General features: G+C 63.8%; 24 protein-coding genes. 8 read left to right on the top strand and 16 right to left on the bottom strand.

Annotated elements, in window-relative coordinates:
* Positions 1-231 precede the first annotated feature (231 nt).
* Together Q2M23_RS09195 and Q2M23_RS09200 are read right to left on the bottom strand one after the other, a co-directional pair.
* Entirely contained in the window at positions 232-1,989 is a 1,758-nt protein-coding gene (locus Q2M23_RS09195) for an alkaline phosphatase (protein ID WP_316395376.1), read from the bottom strand.
* Between the two features lie 112 nt (positions 1,990-2,101).
* The gene (locus tag Q2M23_RS09200) at positions 2,102-2,467 is read right to left on the bottom strand and encodes a nuclear transport factor 2 family protein (protein WP_253588480.1); all 366 of its coding nucleotides are present in this window, start codon (positions 2,465-2,467) and stop codon (positions 2,102-2,104) included.
* Between the two features lie 96 nt (positions 2,468-2,563).
* Here Q2M23_RS09200 and Q2M23_RS09205 point away from each other — a divergent pair, with 96 nt between their 5' ends.
* Positions 2,564-3,151: a TetR/AcrR family transcriptional regulator gene (locus tag Q2M23_RS09205; RefSeq protein WP_225163120.1), complete on the top strand. Its 588-nt coding sequence runs from the start codon at positions 2,564-2,566 to the stop codon at positions 3,149-3,151.
* Between the two features lie 168 nt (positions 3,152-3,319).
* Here the strand turns inward: Q2M23_RS09205 and argG are convergent, their stop codons facing one another.
* The 7 genes from argG to Q2M23_RS09240 form a co-directional block, all read right to left on the bottom strand.
* Positions 3,320-4,657 carry an argininosuccinate synthase gene (gene argG / locus Q2M23_RS09210; RefSeq protein ID WP_316395377.1) on the bottom strand — a complete coding sequence of 446 codons (1,338 nt, stop codon included), beginning with the start codon at positions 4,655-4,657 and terminating at the stop codon, positions 3,320-3,322.
* A 90-nt stretch (positions 4,658-4,747) separates the two neighbouring features.
* Positions 4,748-5,530: a phosphatase PAP2 family protein gene (locus tag Q2M23_RS09215; RefSeq protein WP_316395378.1), complete on the bottom strand. Its 783-nt coding sequence runs from the start codon at positions 5,528-5,530 to the stop codon at positions 4,748-4,750.
* Positions 5,531-5,567: 37 nt separating this feature from the next.
* Complete coding sequence (locus Q2M23_RS09220; RefSeq protein ID WP_156436599.1) at positions 5,568-5,870, bottom strand: hypothetical protein; 303 nt, start codon at positions 5,868-5,870, stop codon at positions 5,568-5,570.
* A 19-nt stretch (positions 5,871-5,889) separates the two neighbouring features.
* Positions 5,890-6,375 carry a hypothetical protein gene (locus tag Q2M23_RS09225; RefSeq protein WP_316395379.1) on the bottom strand — a complete coding sequence of 162 codons (486 nt, stop codon included), beginning with the start codon at positions 6,373-6,375 and terminating at the stop codon, positions 5,890-5,892.
* 119 nt (positions 6,376-6,494) lie between these two features.
* Positions 6,495-7,709, bottom strand: a complete 1,215-nt coding sequence (rlmN, locus tag Q2M23_RS09230; protein WP_057021293.1) for a 23S rRNA (adenine(2503)-C(2))-methyltransferase RlmN — start codon at positions 7,707-7,709, stop codon at positions 6,495-6,497.
* 125 nt (positions 7,710-7,834) lie between these two features.
* Complete coding sequence (locus tag Q2M23_RS09235) at positions 7,835-8,428, bottom strand: invasion associated locus B family protein (RefSeq protein ID WP_057021355.1); 594 nt, start codon at positions 8,426-8,428, stop codon at positions 7,835-7,837.
* A 154-nt stretch (positions 8,429-8,582) separates the two neighbouring features.
* Entirely contained in the window at positions 8,583-9,419 is an 837-nt protein-coding gene (locus tag Q2M23_RS09240) for an SDR family oxidoreductase (protein WP_057021294.1), read from the bottom strand.
* A 105-nt stretch (positions 9,420-9,524) separates the two neighbouring features.
* Between Q2M23_RS09240 and Q2M23_RS09245 the strand changes: the two genes are divergently transcribed.
* Complete coding sequence (locus Q2M23_RS09245; RefSeq protein WP_316395380.1) at positions 9,525-10,505, top strand: NADPH:quinone oxidoreductase family protein; 981 nt, start codon at positions 9,525-9,527, stop codon at positions 10,503-10,505.
* A gap of 355 nt (positions 10,506-10,860) precedes the next feature.
* On the opposite strand, the gene Q2M23_RS09250 is transcribed toward Q2M23_RS09245, so the two are convergent.
* A complete protein-coding gene (locus tag Q2M23_RS09250; protein ID WP_057021296.1) occupies positions 10,861-11,238 on the bottom strand; it encodes a YkvA family protein in 378 nt (125 codons plus the stop codon).
* A 91-nt stretch (positions 11,239-11,329) separates the two neighbouring features.
* Entirely contained in the window at positions 11,330-11,635 is a 306-nt protein-coding gene (locus Q2M23_RS09255; protein ID WP_168858057.1) for a 4a-hydroxytetrahydrobiopterin dehydratase, read from the bottom strand.
* Positions 11,636-11,847: 212 nt separating this feature from the next.
* On the opposite strand from Q2M23_RS09255, the gene Q2M23_RS09260 reads away from it, so the two are divergent.
* From Q2M23_RS09260 to Q2M23_RS09270, 3 genes are all read left to right on the top strand, one after another.
* Positions 11,848-13,251: a TAXI family TRAP transporter solute-binding subunit gene (locus tag Q2M23_RS09260; protein WP_229160558.1), complete on the top strand. Its 1,404-nt coding sequence runs from the start codon at positions 11,848-11,850 to the stop codon at positions 13,249-13,251.
* A 182-nt stretch (positions 13,252-13,433) separates the two neighbouring features.
* Positions 13,434-14,996 (top strand): alkaline phosphatase D family protein, encoded by a 1,563-nt coding sequence (locus Q2M23_RS09265; RefSeq protein ID WP_057021298.1) that lies wholly within the window; start codon positions 13,434-13,436, stop codon positions 14,994-14,996.
* A 375-nt stretch (positions 14,997-15,371) separates the two neighbouring features.
* Positions 15,372-16,304 (top strand): N-acetylmuramoyl-L-alanine amidase, encoded by a 933-nt coding sequence (locus Q2M23_RS09270; RefSeq protein ID WP_076835004.1) that lies wholly within the window; start codon positions 15,372-15,374, stop codon positions 16,302-16,304.
* A 22-nt stretch (positions 16,305-16,326) separates the two neighbouring features.
* Here Q2M23_RS09270 and Q2M23_RS09275 read toward each other — a convergent pair whose 3' ends face one another.
* Together Q2M23_RS09275 and Q2M23_RS09280 are read right to left on the bottom strand one after the other, a co-directional pair.
* Complete coding sequence (locus Q2M23_RS09275) at positions 16,327-17,448, bottom strand: hypothetical protein (protein WP_253588476.1); 1,122 nt, start codon at positions 17,446-17,448, stop codon at positions 16,327-16,329.
* Positions 17,449-17,540: 92 nt separating this feature from the next.
* The gene (locus tag Q2M23_RS09280; RefSeq protein ID WP_229191914.1) at positions 17,541-17,915 is read right to left on the bottom strand and encodes a response regulator; all 375 of its coding nucleotides are present in this window, start codon (positions 17,913-17,915) and stop codon (positions 17,541-17,543) included.
* Between the two features lie 201 nt (positions 17,916-18,116).
* On the opposite strand from Q2M23_RS09280, the gene Q2M23_RS09285 reads away from it, so the two are divergent.
* From Q2M23_RS09285 to Q2M23_RS09295, 3 genes are all read left to right on the top strand, one after another.
* A complete protein-coding gene (locus Q2M23_RS09285; RefSeq protein WP_057021301.1) occupies positions 18,117-18,881 on the top strand; it encodes a Crp/Fnr family transcriptional regulator in 765 nt (254 codons plus the stop codon).
* Positions 18,882-19,398: 517 nt separating this feature from the next.
* Entirely contained in the window at positions 19,399-19,677 is a 279-nt protein-coding gene (locus tag Q2M23_RS09290) for a hypothetical protein (RefSeq protein ID WP_076834967.1), read from the top strand.
* A gap of 206 nt (positions 19,678-19,883) precedes the next feature.
* Positions 19,884-20,654 carry a response regulator transcription factor gene (locus Q2M23_RS09295; protein WP_057021302.1) on the top strand — a complete coding sequence of 257 codons (771 nt, stop codon included), beginning with the start codon at positions 19,884-19,886 and terminating at the stop codon, positions 20,652-20,654.
* A gap of 15 nt (positions 20,655-20,669) precedes the next feature.
* Here the strand turns inward: Q2M23_RS09295 and Q2M23_RS09300 are convergent, their stop codons facing one another.
* From Q2M23_RS09300 to Q2M23_RS09310, 3 genes are all read right to left on the bottom strand, one after another.
* Positions 20,670-22,142 carry an HlyD family type I secretion periplasmic adaptor subunit gene (locus Q2M23_RS09300; protein ID WP_316395381.1) on the bottom strand — a complete coding sequence of 491 codons (1,473 nt, stop codon included), beginning with the start codon at positions 22,140-22,142 and terminating at the stop codon, positions 20,670-20,672.
* A complete protein-coding gene (locus Q2M23_RS09305) occupies positions 22,139-23,878 on the bottom strand; it encodes a type I secretion system permease/ATPase (RefSeq protein WP_316395382.1) in 1,740 nt (579 codons plus the stop codon). Before Q2M23_RS09305 ends, Q2M23_RS09300 begins: the two co-directional genes overlap by 4 nt.
* 135 nt (positions 23,879-24,013) lie before the next feature.
* On the bottom strand, positions 24,014-24,472 hold the full coding sequence (locus tag Q2M23_RS09310) for a hypothetical protein (protein WP_028343759.1): 459 nt from the start codon (positions 24,470-24,472) through the stop codon (positions 24,014-24,016).
* Positions 24,473-24,636 lie beyond the last annotated feature (164 nt).

Consider the following 24,636-nt stretch of genomic DNA (forward strand, 5'->3'; position numbering starts at 1 on the left):
CCCTGAAAGGGGGAAGGTCGGGATGGGGGTCAGCCGCAGGTGACGGTGTCTACGGAGAGAGCAGATCCCCACCCGCTTTGCTCTCGCGAGCAAAGCGACCTCCCCTTTTCAGGGGGAGGTCGGAGAAGCCTCGCCGCTCACACCAACCCTCCAACAGCAAACTTTGTTCATCTCGACCCCCGCAAGCGGGAGGGGTACAGCGGGCATGCCTCGTCTCAATCTCATCATCCGTTACTTGCCCGCACCCAGCCCCAGCGCCTCGACCATCACGCGGAACACTTCGGTGTTGTCCATCGAGCCGTGGACGCGCTCGCTGCCCGGCCCGGTCGCAGTGAGGATGACATCCTCGCCGGAATGCACGCTGGCGCCGATCATCGCCGGCAGATTGCCGAACCGCAGCACGACGCCGGGGACATCCTTGTACTTGTCATTGGCCTTGAACGTGTCGGGCTGGTCGCCCCTCACGGTCGGCTCGTTCGGATCGTCGAGCTTCGGGCGGAACGTCTCGTAGTGATCCGGCAGGCTGGCCGAGAAGATCGCAAGGCGCCGGCTGACATCGACCCTTGACGGATAACCTTCGGCGTCCGGCGCCGGATAATTCGGAAACCCGGCTTTCTCGTAGACGCCGACGCGCTCGCGCAGCGGCACGTTGGGTGTCGCCACCATGTCGTCATTGATGGTGCCGACCAGGCTGTTCGGATGGTTGTGGTCGGCCACGACCAGGATCAGCGTGTCGTCGTTGCGCGCTTTCGCCCAGTCCTTTGCGAGCCGCACCGCGTTGTCGAGCATGATGGTGTCGTAGACCGCGCGCTCCATGTCGAGCAGATGGGCGTATTTGTCGATCAGGCCGGACTCGACCATCAGGAAGAAACCGGCCTCGTGCTTCGACAGCACCGTGAGCGCGGCCTGGACCTGCTCGGTCAGGTCCGGCTGTTCGGGGAATTTCCTGACGCCGCCTCCCTTGAGGAATTTGCGGTCGAGCGCGCCGTCCATGTTGCCGGCGGCGAACAGGCCGAGCAGTTGGCGGGTGTCCGGTTTGGCCGCGAGCGTGGCGAGTTCGCCTGCGGTCGTCGCGACCGGATAGCCGGCGTCGCGGAAGCGCGCGAGATAGTCGACATCGTCCTTGCGTTTCGATCCGGACCCGGATTGCGGCAGGAAGTTCGCGGAGCCGCCGCCCATCAGCACGTCGGGCTTCGCGTCGAAATATTGCGCGACGATCGCGTCATAGGCGGCGCGGCGGCGGGTATGCGCAACCATCGCCGCCGGGGTCGCGTCCTCGACCTCGGTGTTGGTGACGATGCCGACCGCGAGGCCCGCCCGCCGCTTGGCAAGACTCGCGATGGTCTCGACCCTCGGATCGTCAAGCGGATCGGGCGTGCGATCGGCGTAGACGCCGAGCGCATTGACCGCGGCCTTGTGGCCGGTGGCGTAGGCGCTCGCGGCATTCGCCGAATCGGTGATGATCGAGTCCGAGCCGGCGGTCGCGACCAGCGCCATATGCGGCATGTCGTCGATCGCGAGCTTGCCGCGGCTCTTGCCCTCCGCGATTCCCTTGGAGAGGATTCGCGCGGCGACGCGATGCGACGGCGACATCCCGTCGCCGATGAACAGGATCACGTTCCTGGCCTTGCGTGCCCCGGTGTCGTAGACGGTCCAGCTCACGGTCCGGCTCTGCGTGCCGTCACTGACTTCGACGGCGACCTGCCCAGGCTTGACGAGCGAGACATCGCGCAGCAACAACGCCGACTGCTCCCGGCCGGCCTCGTGCGCGGTGAATGTGCCGCCCTGGCCGAACACCGCGGCATAGTCCGCGCCGTTCAGCGTGACCTTGAGCTTTGCTTGATCGACCAATTCCGGAAGGTCGACCTTGAAGTCGAATTTGGCGCCGACGAGGATATCGGCGCGATCGATCGGATAGATCGTCTGGGCGAACGCCGGCGCTGCCGACAACACCAGCGTGACGGCCACGCCGGCAACTCGCTTGATCATGATCGATGCTCCGCCCTTGCGCATCATGCGCATCGGGGCGGAGGCTAGTGGCGGCGGATGACGGCGCAATGAGGCGGCGCCGGGGCGTATTGCCGCAAGGGCCGGCGCGATTTCAGCGCGCCATCTGCTGCGGATCGTAGAAGAAGCGCTCTTCGACGAGTTCATCGCCGCGCCAGGTCTGCCAGGCGACCTCCTCCATGCTGCGGACCTTGCCGTCCTTGCCGGTGAATTCGAAGCGCCAGCAGATCGCCGAATGATCGCCGTCGAGCAGGAGCGGCCCGAGCCGCGTGGTCTTGACGCCGGCGACCGCCGCCAGCACCGCCGCCTCGCGCGCCGCCAGCGCCTCACGGCCGACCCGCCACTCGCCGTCATTCTCCTGGGTGCGGGCATCGACCGCGTAGAAGTTCCTGATCGCGCCGACATGGTCGTTGGACTCGACCGTGTCGGCGAAGGCTTGCAACGTCTTGAGCGAAGGCATAAGCACTCTCCATTTACCGACTGATAGTCGGTATTTATCGACCAAGAGTCGGTAAGTCAACTGGCGCGACTACGGAACCTGGGCTAGAGATGGATGATGGCAACCCAGGCCGAACGGCGCGAGAAAACCAGAGCCGCCATCGTCAAGGCGGCGCGGCGCATTTTTGGCGAGCGCGGCTTCGCCGCTGCGACGATGGACGACATCGCCGCCGGCGCGCGTGTCGCCAAGGGCGCGGTCTATCATCACTTCGCGACCAAGGAGGCGGTGTTCGAGGCGGTGTTCGAGCAGGTGTCGATCGACCTTGTTGCCGATCTCGACCGCATCTCGCGCGCCGAGAACGATCCGCTGGCGGCGATGGCGGCGGGCACGCAGGGCTATTTCGCGGCGTGCTCGAAAGGCCCGACCGGCCAGATCATCTTGCGCGACGGCCCCGCCGTGCTCGGCTGGGAACGCTGGCGCGAGATCGACGCCAAGCATTTCGGCGGCAAGTTTCCGCGCGCGCTGGCTGCCGCGATGGATGCCGGCGTGATCGCCAGGCAGCCGATCGAGCCGCTGGCGCGGCTGCTGCTCGGCGCGGTGACGGAAGCCGCGGTTGCGGTCTCCGCGGGGCCGGATATCGGCAAGACCGGCACCGATTACGCGCGCGCGTTCCGCTCGCTGCTCGATGCGCTCAGGGTGAAGTAGGCAGGCCTCTCTCCCCACGTCGTCCCGGCGAAGGCCGGGACCCATAACCACAGGGAGGAGCCGTGGAAGCGCGCTGGAGCACCAGCGTGCTTCATAACCATGGCCGGTGGTTATGGGTCCCGGGTCGCGCTTCGCTTGCCCGGGACGACAAGGCGAGAGGGTGCCGCCTCAGTCCTTGTCGTTCTCGAGCTGGAAGATCTGCGAGCCTTCGCCGCTCGAGATGAGGCCGGTCTTGTTGTACAGGCCGAGCTTGGCGCGGGTGTCAGCAATGTCGAGGTTGCGCATCGTCAGCTGGCCGATGCGGTCGGCCGGCGTGAAGGCGGCGCCCTCGACCTTCTCCATGCTGAGCCGCTCCGGCGCGTAGGTGAGGTTCGGGCTCTCGGTGTTTGATATCGAGTAGTCGTTGCCGCGGCGCAGCTCGAGCGTCACCTCGCCGGTGACGGCACGCGCCACCCAGCGCTGCGCGGTCTCGCGCAGCATCAAGGCCTGCGAATCGAACCAGCGGCCCTGATAGAGCAAGCGGCCGAGCCGCATGCCGCTGATGCGGTACTGCTCGATCGTATCCTCGTTGTGGATGCCGGTGACGAGGCGCTCATAGGCGATGTGCAAGAGTGCCATGCCGGGCGCCTCATAGATGCCGCGGCTCTTCGCTTCGATGATGCGGTTCTCGATCTGGTCACTCATGCCGAGGCCGTGGCGGCCGCCGATCGCATTGGCCTCGAGGAACAGCGCGACCGGATCTGCAAACGTCTTGCCGTTCAGCGCGACCGGCTGCCCCTCCTCGAAGCGCACCACGACCTTCTCGGCCTTGACGTCGCAATCGGCGCGCCAGAACGGCACGCCCATGATCGGGTTGACGATGGTGATGCCGCTCGCAAGGCTCTCGAGATCCTTGGCCTCATGCGTCGCGCCGAGCAGATTGCTGTCGGTCGAATAGGCCTTCTCCGCGCTCATCTTGTAGGCGAAGCCTTGCGCGGTCATGAACGCCGACATCTCGGCGCGGCCGCCGAGCTCGTCGATGAACTGCTGGTCGAGCCAGGGCTTGTAGATGCGCAGGCTCGGGTTGGTCAGCAGGCCGTAGCGATAGAAGCGCTCGATGTCGTTGCCCTTGAAGGTCGAGCCGTCGCCCCAGATGTTGACGCCGTCCTCCTGCATCGCCGCGACCAGCATCGTGCCGGTCACCGCGCGGCCGAGCGGCGTGGTGTTGAAATAGGTGATGCCGCCGGTCGAGATGTGGAACGCGCCGGACTGGATCGCGGCGATGCCCTCATGGACCAGCTGGGTGCGGCAATCGACGAGGCGGGCCTTCTCGGCGCCGAAATCCACCGCCTTGCGCGGGATCGCGTCGTAGTCGGCCTCGTCGGGCTGGCCGAGATTGGCGGTATAGGCGAAGACCTTGGCGCCTTTCAGCTTCATCCAGAGCAGCGCCGCCGACGTGTCGAGCCCGCCCGAGAACGCGATGCCGACTTTTTCGCCAGTGGGCAGGCTTTTCAGAATCGTACTCATGGGACGGTCCAATCGGTCGAAATCAATGATGTTTCCGGGGTGGCGATATCAAATTTCCGAACGCTGAGCACGCCTTTAATCAGGCCCAAATCAGGCCTCGGTCTGGCTGGACGCCGCCTTGCCGCCCCGGCGCCAGCGCTGCATCCACCGGTAGCCGGGCATCGCAAGGCGCGTCAGCGCGGCATCGACCTGGGCGTCAGTCAGCCGGGTCGCTGCCCAGCGGTAGATCAGCGCGTAGAACAGCCAGACCGTGAAGAACGACACCAGGCCCGCGATCGCCACATCGGTGAAGAAATGGCCGCCAAAGGCCATGCGAAGCCCGCTAGTGACGATGCCGAACACGGTGGCCCCGGCAAAGGCCAGCGGCCGCCACGCGGGCGGCGTCAGCGCCGCCGGTGCATAGGTCCAGAACGCGGTGGCGCCCTCGCCGGAGAAGAACGAGCAGTTGCGCGAGCAGCCGCCGCGCGGGTCCCACCACGGCATGAATTGCAGGTCGCCGCCGAACTGCGTCACGAACACCGGCCGCGGCCGGCCCCAATAATTCTTGAAGGTGAAATTGGTGAGCACGCCGGCCGAGAGCAGCATCGTGGTGAGCAGGAACACCGCGGCGCGGCCGGACATCAGCATCGGCCGGTCCGGGCGGATGAATTTCCAGACGATGGTCACGATCGCCGGCAGCACCAGCGCCCAGGCGATCCACATCGCCGCATCGCGCGCGAACGACGCCACCGCGTCGAGCTTCAGCGGGAAGGTTTTCTGCGCCACATCGTAGAACAGCGCCGCCAGCTTCAGGTCGAGCTCGGGATAGATCCCGAACAGGATGCCGATGATGAGCGCCAGCCCCAGCGCAATGAAAAGTCCGGTCCGGTTCATGGCGCGCGGTTTAGCCGAGGCGGATGAGGCGACGCAATCATTTCAAGTAAGCCCGAAGGGCATTTGCCGCTTGATCAAACAGGTGATCGACACCTTCATTTTCGTCGTAGTTAAACTGCCGCGGAGTATTGAGCGCTGCAGCACCATTTTTCGTCTGCGCCTGAAAAACGCTCAATACTAGTCCATCCAGAAGTTCCCGGGTCGCTCTGGGCAAGGTTGAGTCGATCGCCGGCAATTGAGCGAGGATATCTCGTTCAAGCTCGGGAAGTGACAATTTGCCCGACTGCGCGCTTATCACGCTTCCCAAGATTGCGGATGCGGCTCTCTGGTTCGAATCCATGTTGGCACTCTGGACGAGGTCACGGCCGCTGCGATTGCGACGGCAATGGCGGGGGCGGCGGCAACGGTCGCGCCGGCTCGCGCCAGGCGCCGGCGGTGCGGCCGGCGATCAGCCAGTAGACCAGGCCCGCGACGATGCCGGCGCCGGTCATGATCTCCATGTGCCGGCGCACGATGCCGTGGAATTGCATCGTATCGGGATCGAACGGAACCAGACCGAGATAGCAGGCCGCGCCGACGATCGCGCCGCCGACGGCATAGGCCAGCACGCTCCGGATGAAGAACGCCTCGGTGATCAGCACCACGATCAACGCCGGCAGCAGCGCAAAGCCTGAGATAAAGATGAACCCGAAGCCGAGCACAACGTTGATCGCGCTCTGGTCGATCTGCCCGCCGAAATCGCTGATCTCGGGATACAGCACCGCGACGACCACGATGATCCCTGCCACGAAGCAGGCCATCAGGAAGCCGAAGGCGACGACGAACAGGCGGCCGATCAGGGCCATGCTACGACCTCCCCGTCATTGCGAGCGGAGCGAAGCAATCCATCTCGCAGCTCGCCGAGGCATGGATTGCTTCGTCGCTTCGCTCCTCGCAAGGACGGATTGCATGGAGGGCGTCACACTCAATCCGTCATCGCCATCGCACGCAGCGCCTGGCGCTCGCGGGCGGAGAGCTTTTCGGTCTCCGACTTGAGCTGGCCGCAGGCGGCGAGGATGTCGCGGCCGCGCGGCGTGCGCACCGGCGAGGAATAGCCGGCGTTGAAGATGTATTCGGAGAATTTTTCGATCTGCTCCCAGTCCGAGCATTCGTAGGCGGTGCCCGGCCACGGATTGAACGGGATCAGATTGATCTTCGCCGGAATGCCCTTGAGCAGCTTCACCAGGAGCTTGGCGTCATCGAGCGAATCGTTGACCCCCTTGAGCATCACATATTCGAAGGTGATGCGCCGGGCGTTGGAGGCGCCGGGATAATCGCGGCAGGCCTGCAGCAATTCCTTGATCGGATATTTGCGGTTCAGCGGCACCAGCTCGTTGCGCAGCTCGTCGCGCACCGCATGCAAGGAGATCGCGAGCATCACGCCGATCTCGTCACCGGTGCGCTGGATGTTCGGCACCACGCCCGAGGTCGACAGCGTGATGCGCCGGCGCGAAATGCCGATGCCTTCATTGTCGGCGACGATCAGCAGCGCATCGCGCACCGCGTCGAAATTGTAGAGCGGCTCGCCCATCCCCATCATCACGATGTTGGTGACGCGGCGCGTGCCGTCCTCGCGGTCGGCCCAGTCATTCAGCCGGTCGCGCGCCACCATAACCTGGCCGACGATCTCGCCGGCGGTGAGGTTGCGCACCAGCCGCTGCGTGCCGGTGTGGCAGAACGCGCAGTTCAGCGTGCAGCCGACCTGCGAGGAAACGCACAGCGTGCCACGATCGGTCTCGGGGATGTAGACGCACTCGACCTCGTGCGGCCGCTCGACCTTGTCGCCGCTCGGCAGCCGCAGCAGCCATTTGCGGGTGCCGTCGTTGGAGATCTGCTCGGCGACCACCTCGGGACGATCGACGGTAAAATGCTTCTCGAGCTCGGCGCGCATGTCCTTCGAGACGTTGGTCATCTCGGCAAAGCTCTTGGCGCCGCGGAAATACATCCAGTTCCAGAGCTGCTGGGTGCGCATCTTGCGCTGGCCGGCCTGCACCCCGATCTCGCCTAGGCGATCGGCGATCTCGGCGCGCGACAGCCCGATCAGCGACGGCTTGGCCGGCGGCACGTAGGTCTCGAGCGGAACCTTCTCGACCAGCGCGCTGGCGCCGGAGACGGCATGGGTGGTCACGGTGTCGGTCATGAAACCTCAAATAGGCCTTCCAGCCGGTGCTGGAAAGCCACCGAATACCTCGATTTCAGGCCTTAAGTCGATTTTTAGAGCATGATCTTTCCGGAAAACCGCTTCACACTTTTCCGGATCATGCTCTAGCGCCGGCAGTCCTGCCCGAGCCGGTCGAGCGCCTGCGCCAGGCCCTTCAGCGAGAAGGTGTCTGTCGTCTCGGTGCCCTTGGCCGAGACGGCTTTTACCGTCAGTTCGGCCGATTTGCGCATGGATTCCACCATCCGCTCCTCCTCGGCCGCATTCTTGATCCAGAGGCCGTCGCCCTGCGTGTACATCGCATAGGTCCCGCCGCCGACCTGAAGCGTCGATTCGGAGCCCGGCTTCACCGTGTAGCCGATCATGATCGAGACTTCGTTGACGACCTTCTCCGCCGGACGGGTGGAGATGAAGGCATAGGCCGGATCGCGCGGCCGGTTCGCCGGATTGGTCTTCGACGACGACGGCTTGGCGAGCGCAAAGCACACCTTCTTGCCGTTGGGCGATGCCGTGTACGCGCCCCAGGTCCCGAATTGGCCGATCAGCGTCGGCTCCGCGCCGCCGGCCGCAGCCGCCGCGGCCGAAGGCGCCGGCTTGGCTGCTTCCTTGGCCGTATCCTTCTTGGGCGCGGCCTGCGCCGGCGCGAGGGTGATGAACCCGCCCAGGATACAAGCAACCAGTGATGTCAGAATCTGCCGCACGGCCAACTGGTTCCCCCATCATTGTGACTGCAAGATGGCCCGGCGATTCCCCTCCGCCGGCTCGGATGGATAACCGGGAAACGCTTTTTTGGGAAGGCAGTTAGGCTGAAAGGCGAACGCCGCTCACCGTCGGGCGCGTAATCGCGACGCGTTATCACTTGGCGCGCGCAGCGCGCTGCTTCTCCCACTGCGCATCGGTCCATTGCAGCAGGTCCTCGGCACCGGAACTGCGTAAGTGCGAGCCGCCATCCTGCACCACCATCTCGCCGTTGATGTAGCCGGCCTGATCCGAGATCAGAAAGGTCGCGAGATTGGCGAGCTCCGAATGCTCGCCGGCGCGGCCGAGCGGATTGCGATGCGCCCAGCTCTCGCCGCGCCCTTCGGGGCGCAACTGTCCGGTCGCGCCTGCGGTCGGGAACGCGCCGGGCGCGATCGCGACGGTGCGGATGCCCTTCGGGCCCCACTCCACCGCCAGGCTCTTGGTCATCGCCAGCACGGCGGTCTTCGCCATCGCGGACGGCACCGTGAACGCGCGGCCGGTGATGGTCGAGGTCGACAGGATCGAGAGCACCACGCCCTTGTGCTTGCCGTCGATCCAGCGGCGGCCGGCGGCGAGCGTGCAGTACATCGTGCCATGCAGTGTCGGCGCGAGGATCGCGTCCGCCGCACGGAACGACAAATGTTCGCTCTGCGCAATAAAGGTTGCGGCAGCATTGTTGACGAGCACGTCGATCGGCGCGTCCTGCCAGACCTGATCCATCATCGCTTCGACCGCTGCGCCGTCGCGGATATCGCAGCGCGCGATGGAAACCTTGGCGTCGAGCTCGCTACGGAATTTTGCTGCGGTTTCCTCCAGCAGCCCCTCGCGCCGCCCGCAGATGATCAATTCGGCGCCGAGTTCGGCGAAGCGGTAGCCCATCGCAGCACCAAGGCCGGAGCCGCCGCCGGTGATCAGGATGCGCTTTTTTGCTAGCAGGCCTTTTTCAAACATAGTTTGATCCCTCCGCTTTGTATTGTCGCTCCGCCGCAAATCCGGCATGAAGCTTGTAGTCCAAGATCTTGCAGCTCTTTCTGCGTCCGAAACTCAGGTGTGTCCATGAAAGCCATCCTCTGCTCGCAATACTGTCAACCTGACGATCTCGTGCTGGCTGATGTGCCCGATCCGGTGGCGGCTACCGGCGAAGCCGTGATCGCGATCAAGGCGGCGGCGCTGAATTTCTTCGACATCCTGATGATCCAGGGCAAGTACCAGATCAAGCCGCCGTTCCCGTTCTCGCCGGCTGCCGAAGTTGCCGGCGTGATCGAAAGCGTCGGCGCCGGCGTCACTGACCTGAAGGTCGGCGATCGTGTCGTCGCGTCCTGCGGCCACAACGGCGCGCGCGACAAGATCGCGCTGCCGGCGAATTCGATCGTGAAGATTCCCGACAATCTCGACTACGACCGCGCCGCCGGCATCATCATCATCTACGGCACCGCGCTGCATGCGCTGGAAGATCGCGCGAGCCCGAAGCCGGGCGAGACGCTCGCGGTGCTGGGGGCCGCCGGTGGCACCGGCCTTGCTGCGTGCGAGCTCGGCAAACTGATGGGGTTGAAGGTGATTGCCTGCGCCTCGTCGGACGAGAAGCTGGCATTCGCCAAGCAACACGGCGCCGAGCTGACGCTGAACTATGCGAAGGAAGATCTCAAAGAGGGCCTGCGCAAGCTGACCGACGGCAAGGGCGCCGACATCGTGTTCGATCCGGTCGGCGGCGCCTATGCCGAAGCCGCGTTGCGCTCGACCGCGTGGGAAGGCCGCTTCCTGGTCATCGGCTTTGCCGCCGGCGAGATTCCGAAGATCCCGCTCAACCTCGCACTGCTGAAGGGCTGCGATATCCGCGGCGTGTTCTGGGGCGCCTGGGCGCGGCAGAATCCGGACAAGAACCGCAAGAACCTCGAGAAGCTCGTGCAGTGGACCGCGGAAGGCAAGATCTCCTCGCATGTCGACCGCACCTTCCCGCTGTCGCAGACATCAGAAGCCCTGAAGGTGCTCGCCGGCCGCAAGGCGATGGGCAAGGTGATCCTGCATCCGGGAAGCTGAACCGAGATTGCGCAGCCCGGAAGGAGCCGAACGGACTACCATGGCGCTCCCTACCGTCTCCGTCACCCTGAGGAGCGCGCTCTTGCGCGCGTCTCGACGGGTCGACGGCCCCGCTGGTGGCCGTACATCCTTCGAGACGCGCTTCGCGCTCCTCAGGATGACGGATCGAAAGTTTCGTAGCCCGGATGGAGCGCAGCGAAATCCGGGATGCATCATAACCTTCCCTTGAAAAGAGGAGGTCGCTTTGCTCGCGAGAGCAAAGCGGGTGGGGATCAAATCTGCCGGCTTGCAGCGTCGCCTGTGGCTGACCCCCTTCCCGACCTTCCCCCTTTCAGGGGGAAGGAGAAGGCAGATCTCACTCCTCTTCCGGCACCCCGCGCTTCAGCGCGGCGCGGGCGGCATCGCGATGCTCCGGCGTGATGTGGCTTGCCACCATGCGGAGCGCAGTTGCGAGCACTGCGGCGTCATCGGTGAAGCCGAGGATCGGCAGCATGTCGGGCACGAAATCGAACGGCAGGATGAAATAGGCGATTGCCCCGAGCAGCGCCGCCTGGACATGGCGCGGCGTCTGCCGGTCAAAGGCGCAGTAATAGGCGGCCAGCAGGTCCTCCGCGAAGGGCAGGCTCGCCACCACCTTCTTGAACTTGATCCAGAAACGGCGGCGCACGCTTTCGGGGTCCTGCGCCAGCCGATCGGCAGGCCCAAATCCCACGCCGGGTTCGCTCGATGTCATCGCAAGGTTCCTCGACGCCGCGCCAGTTCGGCGGCGGACGATGCGAATCTGGGGACATCGGCGGACCCGCGCAAGGTTCCACGCGCCGGAGTCAATTGACCCCAAGCTGCCTTGCGATCGCGTTCATGGCCTTGGCGAGGTCGATATCGCGCTTGGTCACCCCGCCGACATCGTGGGTCGACAGCACCACCTCGACGGTCTTGTAGACGTTTTTCCACTCGGGGTGATGGTCGCTCTTCTCGGCGACCAGGGCGGCGCGGGCCATGAACCCGAAGGCCTCGTTGAAGTCCTTGAACACGAAAGTCTTGGCGATCGCCTCGCGACCGGACATCTCCGACCAGCCGGCCAGTTCCCAAAGGGCGGCCTTCTTTGCTTCCGCTGACAGCCGTTCGACCATGGTAACCCTCCCGTTTGACGCCGACTTTAGCCTAACAACCGGCCTCCGGGATGGGATCCACGCCCAAATTAAGGCCGAAATCGCGTCCTATCGCCGCTGGTAACCATGACGGAGTTGTAACATCTGTCCGTTCAGTAATTTGCTACACATAGAGGATGTGTGCGCGTTGGTAGTTTTGCGAGATTGAGCCCCGACGATTGTTTGCGAGATCGATGACAGACGGCTCCGCCAGCATGTCGCCCAAGCCGCTGCGTTCGGCAAAGCGGCGGCTGATGTTCGTTTTGATCGCGGGCGCGCTGGCCATCATCGGCACGTTGCTGGCCGGCTATTATTTCGCCGTGCGTCCGGTGACGCTGCGGATCGCGGTCGGTCCTGCCAACAGCGATGACGTCAAGGTCGTGCAGGCGCTGGCGCAGGCCTTCAACAACCAGCAGAACACCCAGGTCAAGCTGAGGCCGGTGCAGACCGAGGGCGCCACTGCCAGCGCCCAGACGCTGGCCGACGGCAAGGCCGATCTCGCCATCATCCGCGGCGATCTTGAGGTGCCGAAGAATGCCCAGGCGGTCGCGACCCTGCGCAAGAATGTCGTGGTGATGTGGGTTCCGCCCGCCAAGGGCAAGGTTCGGAAATCCGCGCGGATCACCAAGATCGCGCAGCTTGCCGGCCGCAAGATCGGCGTCGTCGGCCGCACCCCGGCCAATGTCAATCTGCTGAAGCTGATCCTGACGCAATACGGCGTCGACCCGATGAAGGTCGAGATCGTTCAATTCCCGGCCAATGAGGCGGCGGAAGCGATCAAGAACCTCAAGGCCGACGCCTATCTCGCCGTCGGCCCGGCCAACAGCAAGATCACGATCGATGCGATCACGGCGTCGGTCCGCGACGGCGGCGAGCCCAGCTTCCTTGCGATCGACGCCTCCGAGGCGATCGCGCAGAACCATCCGGCCTATGAGGCCGCGGAAATCCCCGCCGGCTCGCTCGGCTCCGCTGACCGGCCCGATGATGAGGTGAAGACGATCAGCTTCTCGCACCACATCGTTGCGCGGAAGGGCCTGTCGGACTCGACGGTCGCGGCATTCACGCGGCAATTGTTCGCGATCCGGCAGTCGCTCAAGACCGATTTCCCGCTCGCCGCCAAGATCGAGACGCCGGACACCGACAAGGATGCCACCATTCCGGTGCATCCGGGCGCCGCCGCGTTTGTCGACGGCGAGGAAAAAACCTTCCTCGACCGCTACAGCGACTACATCTGGTGGAGTCTGATGGCGTTCTCGGCGATGGGCTCGGCCGGTGCGTGGTTCGCCGGCTATCTCAAGCAGGACGAGCGCAACACCAACACCTCGCAGCGCGAACGCCTGCTGGAGATGCTGAAAGCCGCGCGGCACAGCGATTCGATCGAGGAACTCGACCAGATGCAGGCGGAGGCCGACGACATCCTGCGCCACACGCTGGACTGCTTCGAGCACGGCGCGATCGAGGAAGGCACGCTGACCGCGTTCAACATCGCGCTCGAGCAGCTTCATAACGCCGTCGCAGACCGCAAGGCGCTGTTGTTCAGCATGCCGCAGAATTTGCAACGGGCTGCGACGCAGTTCAGGGCGGCGGGCACGGCGTAGGGGCGCCGCCAATCTTTATCCGCAAATCCCCCTTGCCTCCCCCCGCACTCGGGAGAGGGAGCCTGACAGATGCGGTTCCCTTACGTCCCGCACTCCCGCCGCTGTAATCTCTCCGTCATGGAGTTTTTCTAGGTCTTGGCGCGCCTGCGGCGCATTGTCGCTGTGACCTGAGGAGGCTCCCTATGACGATCCGGTTCTCGCGAAATCTCACCCGCCGACGCTTTCTCTCCACGGCGGCTGCGGCCGGCGCCGGCGTGATTGCGATGCCCTATCTGTCGCGCGCCGCCGACCGTCCCGTGATCACCCATGGCGTGCAGTCCGGCGATGTCGGCGTCGACGGCGGCGTGGTGTGGGCGCGTGCGGACCGGCCGGCGCAGATGATGGTCGAGGTCGCGACCACTGAATCGTTCAAGGACGCCCATACACTGCCGCCGATCACGGCGCTGCCCGAGAGCGACTTCACCGCCAAGATGCTGCTGGAGAACCTGCCCTCCGGCCAGGACATCTTCTACCGCGTCCGCTTCCGCGACCTCGCCCATATCGACATCGTCGGCGAGCCGGTGGTCGGACGCTTCCGCACCGCGCCGAGCGACCGCCGCGACGTCTCCTTCGTGTGGGGCGGCGATGTCGCCGGCCAGGGCTGGGGCATCAATCCCGACGACGGCGGCATGATCACCTTCGCCGCGATGAAGAAGCACGCTCCGGATTTCCTTCTGCACTCCGGCGACACGATCTACGCCGACGGCGTGATCCCGTCCGAGGTGAAGCTTCCCGACGGCAAGATCTGGAAGAACGTCACTATACCCGAGAAGGCGAAGGTGGCCGAGACGCTCGACGAATACCGGGCCGCCCACAAGTATAACTTCCTCGACAACAACGTCCGCGCCTTCAATGCCGAGGTGCCGATCTTCGTGCAGTGGGACGATCACGAGGTGACCAACAATTGGTCGCTGTCGAAACAGCTGCCGGCGGCCTACAAGGAGCGCGACATCACCGTGCTCGCGGCGCGCGCGGCAAAGGCCTTCCACGAGATGTATCCGATGCGCGAGAGTATCGTCGAGCCGGGCCGCGTCTATCGCACGCTGAGCTACGGTCCGCATCTCGACGTCTTCATGCTCGATGAGCGCAGCTATCGCGGCCCCAACGGCCCGAACCTGCAGGAGCAGTATGGCCCCGACGCCTATTTCATCGGCCCGGACCAGATGGCCTGGCTGAAGCGCGCGCTGCTCAACTCGCGCGCCACCTGGAAGGTGATCGCCTCCGACATGCCGCTCTCGCTGATCGTCTATGACGATGCCGCCAACAAGAAGGGCTCGGAAGCCTTTGCGCAGGGCGATGGCCCGGCGCGCGGCCGCGAGCTCGAAATCGCCGATATACTGCGTTTCATCAAGACCGCGGGAATCGTCAACACGGTGTGGCTGACCGCCGACGTGCATTACGCCGCCGCGCACTACTACAACCCGAACAAGGCCCAGTTCCAGGAGTTCGATCCGTTCTGGGAATTCGTCTCCGGCCCGCTGCATGCCGGCACGTTCGGTCCGAACGAGCTCGACAACACCTTCGGCCCCGAGGTGAAGTTCATCAAGGCGCCGGGCGAAGGCAACCAGAACCTGCCGCCGTCGGCCGGCATGCAGTTCTTCGGCCACGTCAAGATCGACGGCAAGAGCGGGCAGATGACGGTAAGCCTGCGCGACCGCGTCGACGCCGAGCTGTGGGCGATCACGCTCGACCCGAAGCCGGTCTAGTGTGCTGAATGCGAAGTTCGTGCGATTTCGCGGCAGCCACTTTCACGCACTTCGCATTCATAAAGCACACTAGAATTATAAGTTTGCTAGTGTCCTTATCGAATCCGAAGTTCGCTCCGAAGGTGCGGCAAATGATGCGAACTTCGGATTCGGGACACTAGTTCGGTCACAGCCACGACGGAACCGGACTCTTGGTCTTGACGGCCTTGCCGCCAAGGCGAGGCAACGCGATTGCCGGGGATGGACCTCCCCGGCATCTTCCGGTACCGATGTCGGAGCCGTTATGCTGGGGGCCCGGAGGGGCGGAGCATGAGGCGCTGCGAATTCTTTCGCGTGCTCAGTGGTAGCGTTGCGAGGTTTCGGCCTCGCCGCTTGTTGGTCGTCGCGATCGCAGTGTTCGCGCTGCTGCCGATCGAAGTCAGCGATGCCGGCTGGCTGCCCGATCTCTTCAGGAGCTCACCCAAGCATGCCAAGTCGCCGAAGCGCGCGAAGGCGACAAGGGCTGCCAAATTGGCAAGGCACCGCGCTCCGCCCAGGCACCGCGCCATGCGGCTGGCCGCCCTTGGGCCAGTCACCCTGCCGCTTTCGGCTCTCAAGCCGGCCGCTGCCAAATGCGATCCCGCGACGTTCCGGATCGTGCTGGATGTCGGACATACCGCGCAATCGGAAGGCGCGATCAGCGCGCGGAATGTCGCCGAGTTCACCTTCAACCTGCGCCTTGCGCGGCTGATCGAGGAGAGGTTGAAGGCCGAAGGCTTTACCGAAACCAGGCTGCTACTGACCGAAGGCAAAGCGAGACCGAGCCTCTTCAAGCGGGTCGCCGCCGCCAACAATCTGCACGCGGATCTGCTGATGTCGATCCACCATGACTCCGTGCCCAACAAGATGCTCGAGGACTGGGAGTTCGAGGGCAAGAAAAGCCACTTCAGCGACCGCTTCAGCGGCTACTCCGTGTTCGTCTCCCGGGACAATCCGGACTTCAAGACCAGCCTCCGGTTCGCCGAACTGGTCGCCGGGGAAATGAAGGCCCAGGGCCTGCATTATGCCGAGCAATACAGCCAGGCCATCATGGGTCGTTACCAGCACCCGTTGCTGAACAAGGATACCGGCGTCTACAGCAATGATGAACTCATCGTGCTGAGAAAGACCGCGATGCCCGCGATCCTGCTGGAGGCGGGCTCGATCATCAACCGGGACGAGGAACGCGAGATGGACTCGCCCGAGCGCCAAAACCTCATCAGCAGCAGCGTTGCTTCCGCCGTGAAGGAATTCTGCGAGCCGCGATGGGCGCTGCTCGGTCCACCCTGACGGCCGAGCGATCGACTCCTCCTCAGCCCGGCTTGCCCGACTTGATCTCCTTGAACTTGGCAAGCGCCTGCTCGAACTTGGCGTTGAACAGCCACATCGCATCGAGGATCTCGCGGAAGGTCGCGGATGTTCTTACCCGGTCGGCCCGGCCGAACGCGAAGATGCTGTTGTTGCGCAGATATCGCATGATCCTGGGATCGGAAATTCTGTAGCCGACGAGGTTGCCCGATTTGAGCGCTGCCCTGGTCGGCGTGGGAATGATCTGGATCAGCTCAAAGACCTTCATCTGATCGATCGGGTCCGGCAGCGCTTTCTGGATCGCCGCGACCTGCGGGAAAAGTTCGGCGTGTGCGTTCATGAGGCCGTCCCGCACGGCGGTCCAGTGATTGAACCTGTGGTCGAGGTTGCCGACCCGCGCCTCTTCCCGGTCGTCGCGACGGCTCAGCGCAGGATCGAGCGTCGCGATCGACCCCTTGATGGCGGCCCATTTCCTTCGGCCGTCGCGATCCTCGGACGGGCCGGTCTGCAGGCTTCCTTTATAGGTGTTCGATCGTGCATTGCCCGCATTCTGCTTGCCGTTCGTCTCGGCAAAGAAGAGGCCGAGGCTGATACGGCCCGCGACGGCGGCGTCGGCGGCGTCAAGACCCTTGGCCCGCGCGATCACCGTCGCCAGATCGACCACGTCCTTGAATGGCGTATCGGATGTTTGCGCACCGGCGGGCGGCGCCTCCATGACGTCGAAGAGCTTCCGGTACTCATCGAGCAGCGGCTCCTTGTCGGCGTCGAAATAGGCCGGAGGGATTCCGAATCTGTTGGGCCTACCGATCCTGGACGGAAGCGCATCGGTGAGGTCCTTGTAGGCGCTCATCATCTCGACACGGGCCAGATAGATCGCCTGACCCGGCAAGTCGGGCAGCGGCTGATTGGCATCGATCTGCGCGCGGCGCTGGCGCAGGATCGACTCGAAGCCCTTCAGGGCTTTGTCGTAGGTCTCAAGCGCGGCCGATTGCTCGCTCGAGAGTGCGGCCGGCGTAGCGAGAGCTGGCGACACGAAGCGACCGACGACGGCCGAGCCGAACGGCGGCGCTGGCAGCAGCCCGAGAGCGAGCGCGGCTGCGGGCGCGGCAAATATCCTGACCACCATGACGCTTTCCCGAAGCGCTTGCGTCACCGAATCCGACAGGCTGGATGGTAGACGACGAACGCGCCGACGGCGAGGCCGAAGCCGGCAATGCGTCAACGTCCGTTTCGCAGCGCCGCCTCCAGCGCCTCGCTCGAGCACGGCTTGGTCAGCCGCGGTTTGTCGGCGAGCGATGCCGGCAGCCGGATGTCCGCACCATAGCCCGTGACGAACGCGAACGGCACCTTCAGCGCATCCAGCCGCTCGGCGATGGCGAACGTCTTCTCGCCCCTGACGAGGCCGACGTCGAGCAGCGCGAAATCCGGCGCGCGTTCGGCGATCAATTCGAGCGCCCGGGCGACGTTCGTGGCGGTGCGCACCGTCCGGGCGCCGAAGCCGAGGATGGTGTCCTCGAAATAGAGCGAGATGATCGGATCGTCCTCAACCACGAGGACGTCACCGGGCGTGCCGGCATTGGGGGTGAAGTCCATGGCGTGCCAGTTTCCGTTTTTAAAGCATGGATGAAAGACCGGATCAGTCCGGCCGGATTGGCCCGCGACCGGCGCCTGAAAGCACGCCGGCTGTTCCCGAGGTGAAACCCATCACATCGCGGGCTGCCGCGTCTGTTCACTAGTGAACATAAATCCGGGAACTTTCCGATTATGGTCCGCGTTGGGTTCTCAGGATTTCCAATGATCACGAAACGGACCGAGTTGGCCGGGACGAGTGACCGGCCGTTCAACAATCTTTTGCGCCGGCTGAACGCCGCCGATTACGAACTGATCGCGCCGCACCTTGCCTTGGTCGAGGCCGCGGCCGGCGATCTGCTCTACAATCCCGGCGACGACGTCCAGACCGTGCATTTTCCATGCGGGCCAAGCCTTGCGTCCTACATGGTGCCCAATGAGGACGGCCGCGATGTCGAGACCATCCTGGTCGGTCGCGAGGGCGCGGTCGGCGGCATCGTCAGCCAGGGCTTCCTGCCGGCCTACACCCGCATCACCGTCAAGTTCGGCGGCCCGTTCGCGCGGCTGCCGGTCAGCAAGCTCGACGCCGCCAAGCTGACGTCGATCTCCGTGCGCAACATCTTCGCGCGCTATGCCGATTGTATGCTGGCGCAGATCTTTCAGTCGACCGCCTGCAATGCGATCCACTCGATCGAGCAGCGCGCGGCGAAATGGATCATCTCGGCGATGGAGCGCACCAATGGCAACGGCATGGTGCCACTCACGCATGAACAGCTCTCGACTTTGCTCGGCGTCGGCCGCAGCTACACCAGCCGCGTGATCCAGAACTTCAAGGCGGAAGGCGTGCTCGAGACGCGTCGCGGCGCGATCGTGATCCGCGACGCGGACAAGCTGCGGCAGCGCTCTTGCCTGTGCAACGACGCCGTCAAGGATCATTTCGAGGAAGTGCTGCGCGGCGTGTATCCAAGCGAGGACAACCCGCAGAACTAGGGTGTGTACTCATTATTCGTCGCATCCGCCATGCTTCCGGAAGCCGACGCTGAACCCGATATCGCCGTAGGGGTTCGTCCTATCGCCCCAACCCCGCGCGCTTAATGAGCGCTTAACGCTTTTGCGCAACAGATAGGATCACCAGCGCGGAATTAGTCCTAGTTATGAGTGCGAGCCGAGCTCCCGAGGAGGGGAATCGGATGGGACTGCTTTTTGTCGGAGCGCTGGCAGGAATCCTGATCGGCTTTGGCTGGTTCGCGCCTTCCCGAGGGGATTTCCTTGGGTGTGAGTCAAGACCCTGTTTCGACAAGGTTGCAGTCGCCCGACCCACGGAGCCAGTGCCGGCGGCGTTAGCGCCCGCGCCTGCGATCGTCAAATCGAATTCTGCAACCCCGGCAAAATAAGTCGGAGGCCAAGCGGTCTTAGGAAGACAACTATAACACTCAACTCCTTGGCTCACAGAACGACATGGCTACGATCCGACTTCAACGTCCCGACACCCGAACACGCCGCGGACATGGCAGATCCTGTCCTCACCAAAGCGAAGGTCACGATTGCAGCGCAGATAGAGGATCCGGGATCGGCCGAATTCAGCGACATGAAGCGCGCCATGCGAAAGAACACGTTCGGACGCGCCGTGGATACGATTTGCGGGCGCGTGAAAGGAAGAAGTGCGTCGGGCGGAGAGACTGGAGGGAGGCCGTTTCTGTATCTTGTGAAGGAGGATGAAGCGTATGTCGTCGACGGCAAGTCGGGGTCGGCGGCGTCAACGGCGTATCGAAATATCTGCAAATAGGGGATGCGTCGACCGCGCCACGGCGCGCGTCCAAATGATTTGAGCGGAAAGAATTTCCCACCGAGGCGCCAGGCTATCCCGCAATGGATGCGATCCTGATGTCGGGGCTGCGCGTGATGATGCATTCAGGATGAATGCCGCAACGGTAAATGCGCAATACGGATCGATGGGACTGTCGCAGAAATTCTTTTCATTCCGAGGAAATCATGGACGACATAACCTCAAAACGGCTCAATGGAGCGCTTCACGTACCGGTTCTGGTGATCATCGAGCCGCACCTGTTGCCCCGCACATGTATTCTCAACGTCCTCAGGCGGGAATTGGCCGACTTCGAGATCCTCGACATGGCAACGGTCCGAGGCCTGGACTGCATGTCAACCCGCGACGTTCGTCTGGTGCTGCTGAGCATCGCGGACAAGCCCATCGGCGATCCCTCGGTCGAGGACGATCTCGCCTTCGTGGCCGAGCACTGTCCCAATGCCGCCGTCGCAATCCTGTCAAACCATGACGACGAGCCGACCGCGCAAGCCGCGATGCAGCGGGGTGTTCGCGGCTTTCTTCCCACCTCGCTACCAATCGAGGTCGTCATAGCCGGCCTGCGCCTTGTTCTTGTCGGCGGCGTCTACAGGCCGTTGCCGGTCGCCGAGATGAACAGGATGCCGGGTTTCGATCCGCCGGACGCGCGCGGGCTTGCGTCCGCATATCTGATGAACGAGGCAGCCAGGGCGGCCATCGACAGGAGCGGTCTCACGCCTCGAGAGCAGCACGTTCTCGCGGAATTGGAGCTCGGCCTGCCTAACAAGCTGATCGCAGCCAAATTGAAGCTCTCGGAAAGCACCGTCAAAATGCACATTCAGCATATCATGAGGAAATGTGCCGCTCACAATCGCACGGAAGCGGTCCTCCGCTGGCGCGGCCGGTCGCTCGCGCAGAATCGCGATCACGACCCGGGCACAGCCCCAATGCCGGAGACCTAGTCACGCTGAGCGGGATCAATCCTCTCTGAATGCACCGCGGAAGCTGTCGAGCAGGGGCCTGAGCGCGTAAAGTGCGACGGTACCGCGCCCCGTGGTGATGAACACTTGAACCGGCATACCGGGGACGATCTGGAAGTCGTTTGCGGCGATCTGCGCATCGTCGATCCGGATCTTGGTCGCGTAGTATGGCTGGTCGGTACGCTTGTCGAGTAGCCGGTCTGCCGATACGTGCACGACGATTCCCTTCAGGCGCGGTACGCGACGCTGATTGTACGGCACGAGATGCACCTCGGCATTGAGGCCGGGATGAACCACATCAATGTCCTCGGGCCTCAGGCGGGCGGTCACGATGAGGCGGTCTTGCCGCGGCACCAGCTCCATGAGCGGAGCACCCGCCCCGATGACGCCGCCCGTCGTATGGATCCGCAAGTCGGTTATCACGCCGTCCTCAGGCGCCTTCACCTCCGTTCGCGATAGCTGATCCCTGGCCGCAAGCAACCGTTCGCGGAGCTGGAACATCTGGTTCTGTGCTTCACGAAGCGACTGTGCGATCTCGCTCTGCCTGTCGCTCTCGAGCTTGAACAATGTGGCCTGCTGCTCGCTGATGACCTGCCCGGCGCGAGAAATCTGCGCGGTGATCTCGCCGCGGCGCCCCTCAACGTCGGCCAGTTCACGTTGCAGGTTCAGAAGCCGCGGCCGCCGTTCGAGTCCCTTGTTCACGAGCGTCGTGACCATATCCAGTTCTTCCCGGACGATGTCGACCCGCTGCCCGGTAGCGTTCTGCTGAGCCTTGAGACCTTCGATCTCCCTCTCGACTTGAAGCCTCCGTTCGCGAACGACCGCAAGCTGCGACTCATGAACCTGCCGGCGCGCCAGAAAAATGAACTGCTGCGCCGATACCGCGGCGGCGGCCACCCCATTTCGCTTGCTGTCCTGCTCCAGCGCGCTCGGGATTGCGATGCTCTCGAAGTTCTGCTGCTCGGCCTGAAGCCGTGCGGCACGAGCAATTGCATCCCACAACTGGCCTTGAAGGCTTTGCACCTCCGAACCGGGCCGTGTGTCGTCCAGCGCGATCAGCGTCTGTCCGCTTCGCACGATATCGCCGTCCGCAACCAGGATCTTCCTGACGATCCCGCCTTCCAGGTGCTGAATCGTCTTGCGGCTCGATTCTGATTCCACGACGCCGGAAGCGATCGCGGCGCTCTCGAGAGGCGCGAGGCACGCCCATGTGCCAAGCCCCAGCATGAAGCAGAGCACCAGCAGGTTGCCCGCCAGCGTGATACCGCGAAGCCGTCTACGCGGAGAGATGGGTGTCGGGGTCGCACACCATGGATATTCGAGGGGCTCGAAATCGTCGATCGCGGTAACCACGACTCCGAGCCGTCCGGCGAGCGGGGGGCTTGCCGGCGTTCGCACGAGCTGGTCCCAGATCGCGGGTAGCCTCGATATCGTGGGAAGCTTCCAGATGGTGAGAGGGTTCCGGATCATGGCGCAATCCGCGATGTAACCTGGGGTCGGTTCAGGTGCCGCTCAAAGATTTCCTCGCTGTCGCCGAAAGCGACGACCGCCCCCTCTTCCATAATGGCAATCTTGTCTGTGGCTGCGAGGAGACCCATACGATGAGTGACGACGACCAGGATGACACCGGCGAGCTTCATGCGCTCGATAGCGTCCAGCAGCATTCGCTCGCCCCCGTAATCGAGACTGGCATTCGGTTCGTCGAGAACGATCAGGCGTGGACCGCCGAAAAAGGCCCGGGCAAGACCGAGGCGCTGCCGATATCCGCGCGAGAAGGATTTTTCACGGTGAATCACCGTGTCGTACCCGTTCGGCAGGCGCATGATCGCCTCATGAATTCCGACCAGCTTGGCCGCTTCCACGACCTTCCGCCGATCGGCATCATCAAGCCGTGCGATGATATCGCTTATCGTATCGCCGAGCAGGTCGATGTCCTGGGGGAGATAACCGAGACGGTGACCGCTTAGGCCCTCGCGAAGCAGCGAGACGTCGGTATTGTCGAGCAGGACACAGCCATGGGTTGGCGTCGACAGCCCGGCAATCACCCGGCCAAGCAGCGACTTGCCTGACCCGGACGCACCGATAACGCCAAGGCATTCTCCGCGCGCGAGCGTGAACGAGACACCGTTCAGCAGAAGGTGGTTGGTCCCTGATAGCCTCACGCCGACGTTGTCGACAACGAGACCGCTCGATGCTTGCCGCTGCGAAACCTCCGGATCCTGCCGTCCGGCGGCGGCGGGGGACGCGGCGAGAACCGCGCCGAGCCGCTGGCAGGCACTCACGGCCGTCCTGAGTGACTTCCAGCCTGCGATCGCACTTTCGACCGGCGCGAGCGCGCGGCTGAACATCAGTGTCGAAGCAAAAATGATCGCCGGACTCTTTCCGTGCTCGAGGACAAGCCACGCGGCAGCCCCCATTATCAACACCTGCGACAGCGCGCGGATCGGCTTGGTGACCAGCATCACGATCTCGCTTCGCCGGACTGCCACATCGTGCTCTCTGCGTGCCTCCTGCGCGTCATGATAGATCGCGCGCGCAGCGCTATCGAGCATTCCCATGGCGCGGATCATATGGATGTTGCCTGCGGCGGCCTGGAGGCGGCCGTAGCTTCTGGACAGCGCGGCGCCGGATCTGAGCAGAACGTCCTCGGTAACCAGATCTCCGGCAACCGTGAGAGCGAAGAGGAAAGCCACACAGCAGGCGCCTACCACGCCAAGCAGGGGATGGATGAGAAAGAGGACCAGGAGGAACAGGGGCGCCCAGAGTGCGTCGAACAGCATCGGACATGCGCCGGAATCGATGAACTGGCGCAGCGCGGTGAGATCCCGATATGCGTCCGACGCCCGCGTCCAATCGCTGCGAAACGCGGATTCGAGGCTGGCCGAAAGCACGCAAGGACGGAGCCGATCGTCGAGCCAGGCGCCAAGGCGACCCAGGACAGCGCGCCGCAAGGCATCGAACACGCCGCCGACCACGACCGTGATCGCGACAATGAGCGTGAGCAGGAGCAGCGTGTCGCCGCTCCGGCTCGACAACACCCTGTCGTAGATCTGAAGAAGGTAGATGGAGGGCGCAAACAAAAGCAGGTTGTAGCTGCAGCTATATGCGAATACGAGACCAAGCGGTCCCGCACAGGACCAAAGGGCCGCGTGCAGTGGCGTCGAGATCTGCGGCAGGACAGGCAACCGAATGGGCGGCATCAGCATGATCGTCACCGCCTGAAATCGAAGTCCGGCGCACTTGCCCGACGGCCAACGCGATCTGCCAAGAAGGGCATCGGCTTGAACTGCGGGACCGGCAGCAAAGGCCGCCGGTCCCGCCACGGTCGGACGAGCCGATGGTCAGAATGTATCGAGGTGGAAGCTCACTTCTCCACCCAGCGCGGCGTTGCCGTCTCCGCCATTGCCGCCGATGCCGGCCAGGACCTCCTGGTGCTGGTCCACCGCGAGCTTGTTGATCTGGGTGGCATCCGTATTGGCATATACCTTGGAGGTATCGTGGCCGCTGTAGGATTTCTGGCTTCCGTTCGACTCGGCGCTTCCGCCATGGGCCTTCGCAAACACCGAGGCCGTCGCGTTCGCGCCGCCGGCGTCCCAATCTGCCGTCTGAGTGACGTGGTCGCCGGTGTTCACATGCACATCGGCGCCTTCTGCCTTGTTGGTTGGATCGAAGTTGAGGGTCGGCTTGCTGATGATAGCTCCCTTGAAGGTACCGTCGCCGCCATTTCCGACACTTTGACCACCGGTGTTGATCGATTTGAATTCGATCGAATCCGAGATGCTGATCGCCTTGGGCAACATTTGAGCCTCCGTCCTTGTGTTGGCTGTCGTGCATCATCCATCCCGATCAGGCGGACGCGCACGGGCGAGTCTGATCCGGCGATGCGCGCTGCCGATAGATGTCAAATCGGACACCATCCGGCTTGGTCGACCTACGTACGAAAGTATGACATTCGTCGCGCAAC

Origin of the sequence: Bradyrhizobium sp. 33ap4 (genome assembly GCF_032654765.1) — a bacterium.
Lineage (GTDB): Bacteria > Pseudomonadota > Alphaproteobacteria > Rhizobiales > Xanthobacteraceae > Bradyrhizobium > Bradyrhizobium australafricanum.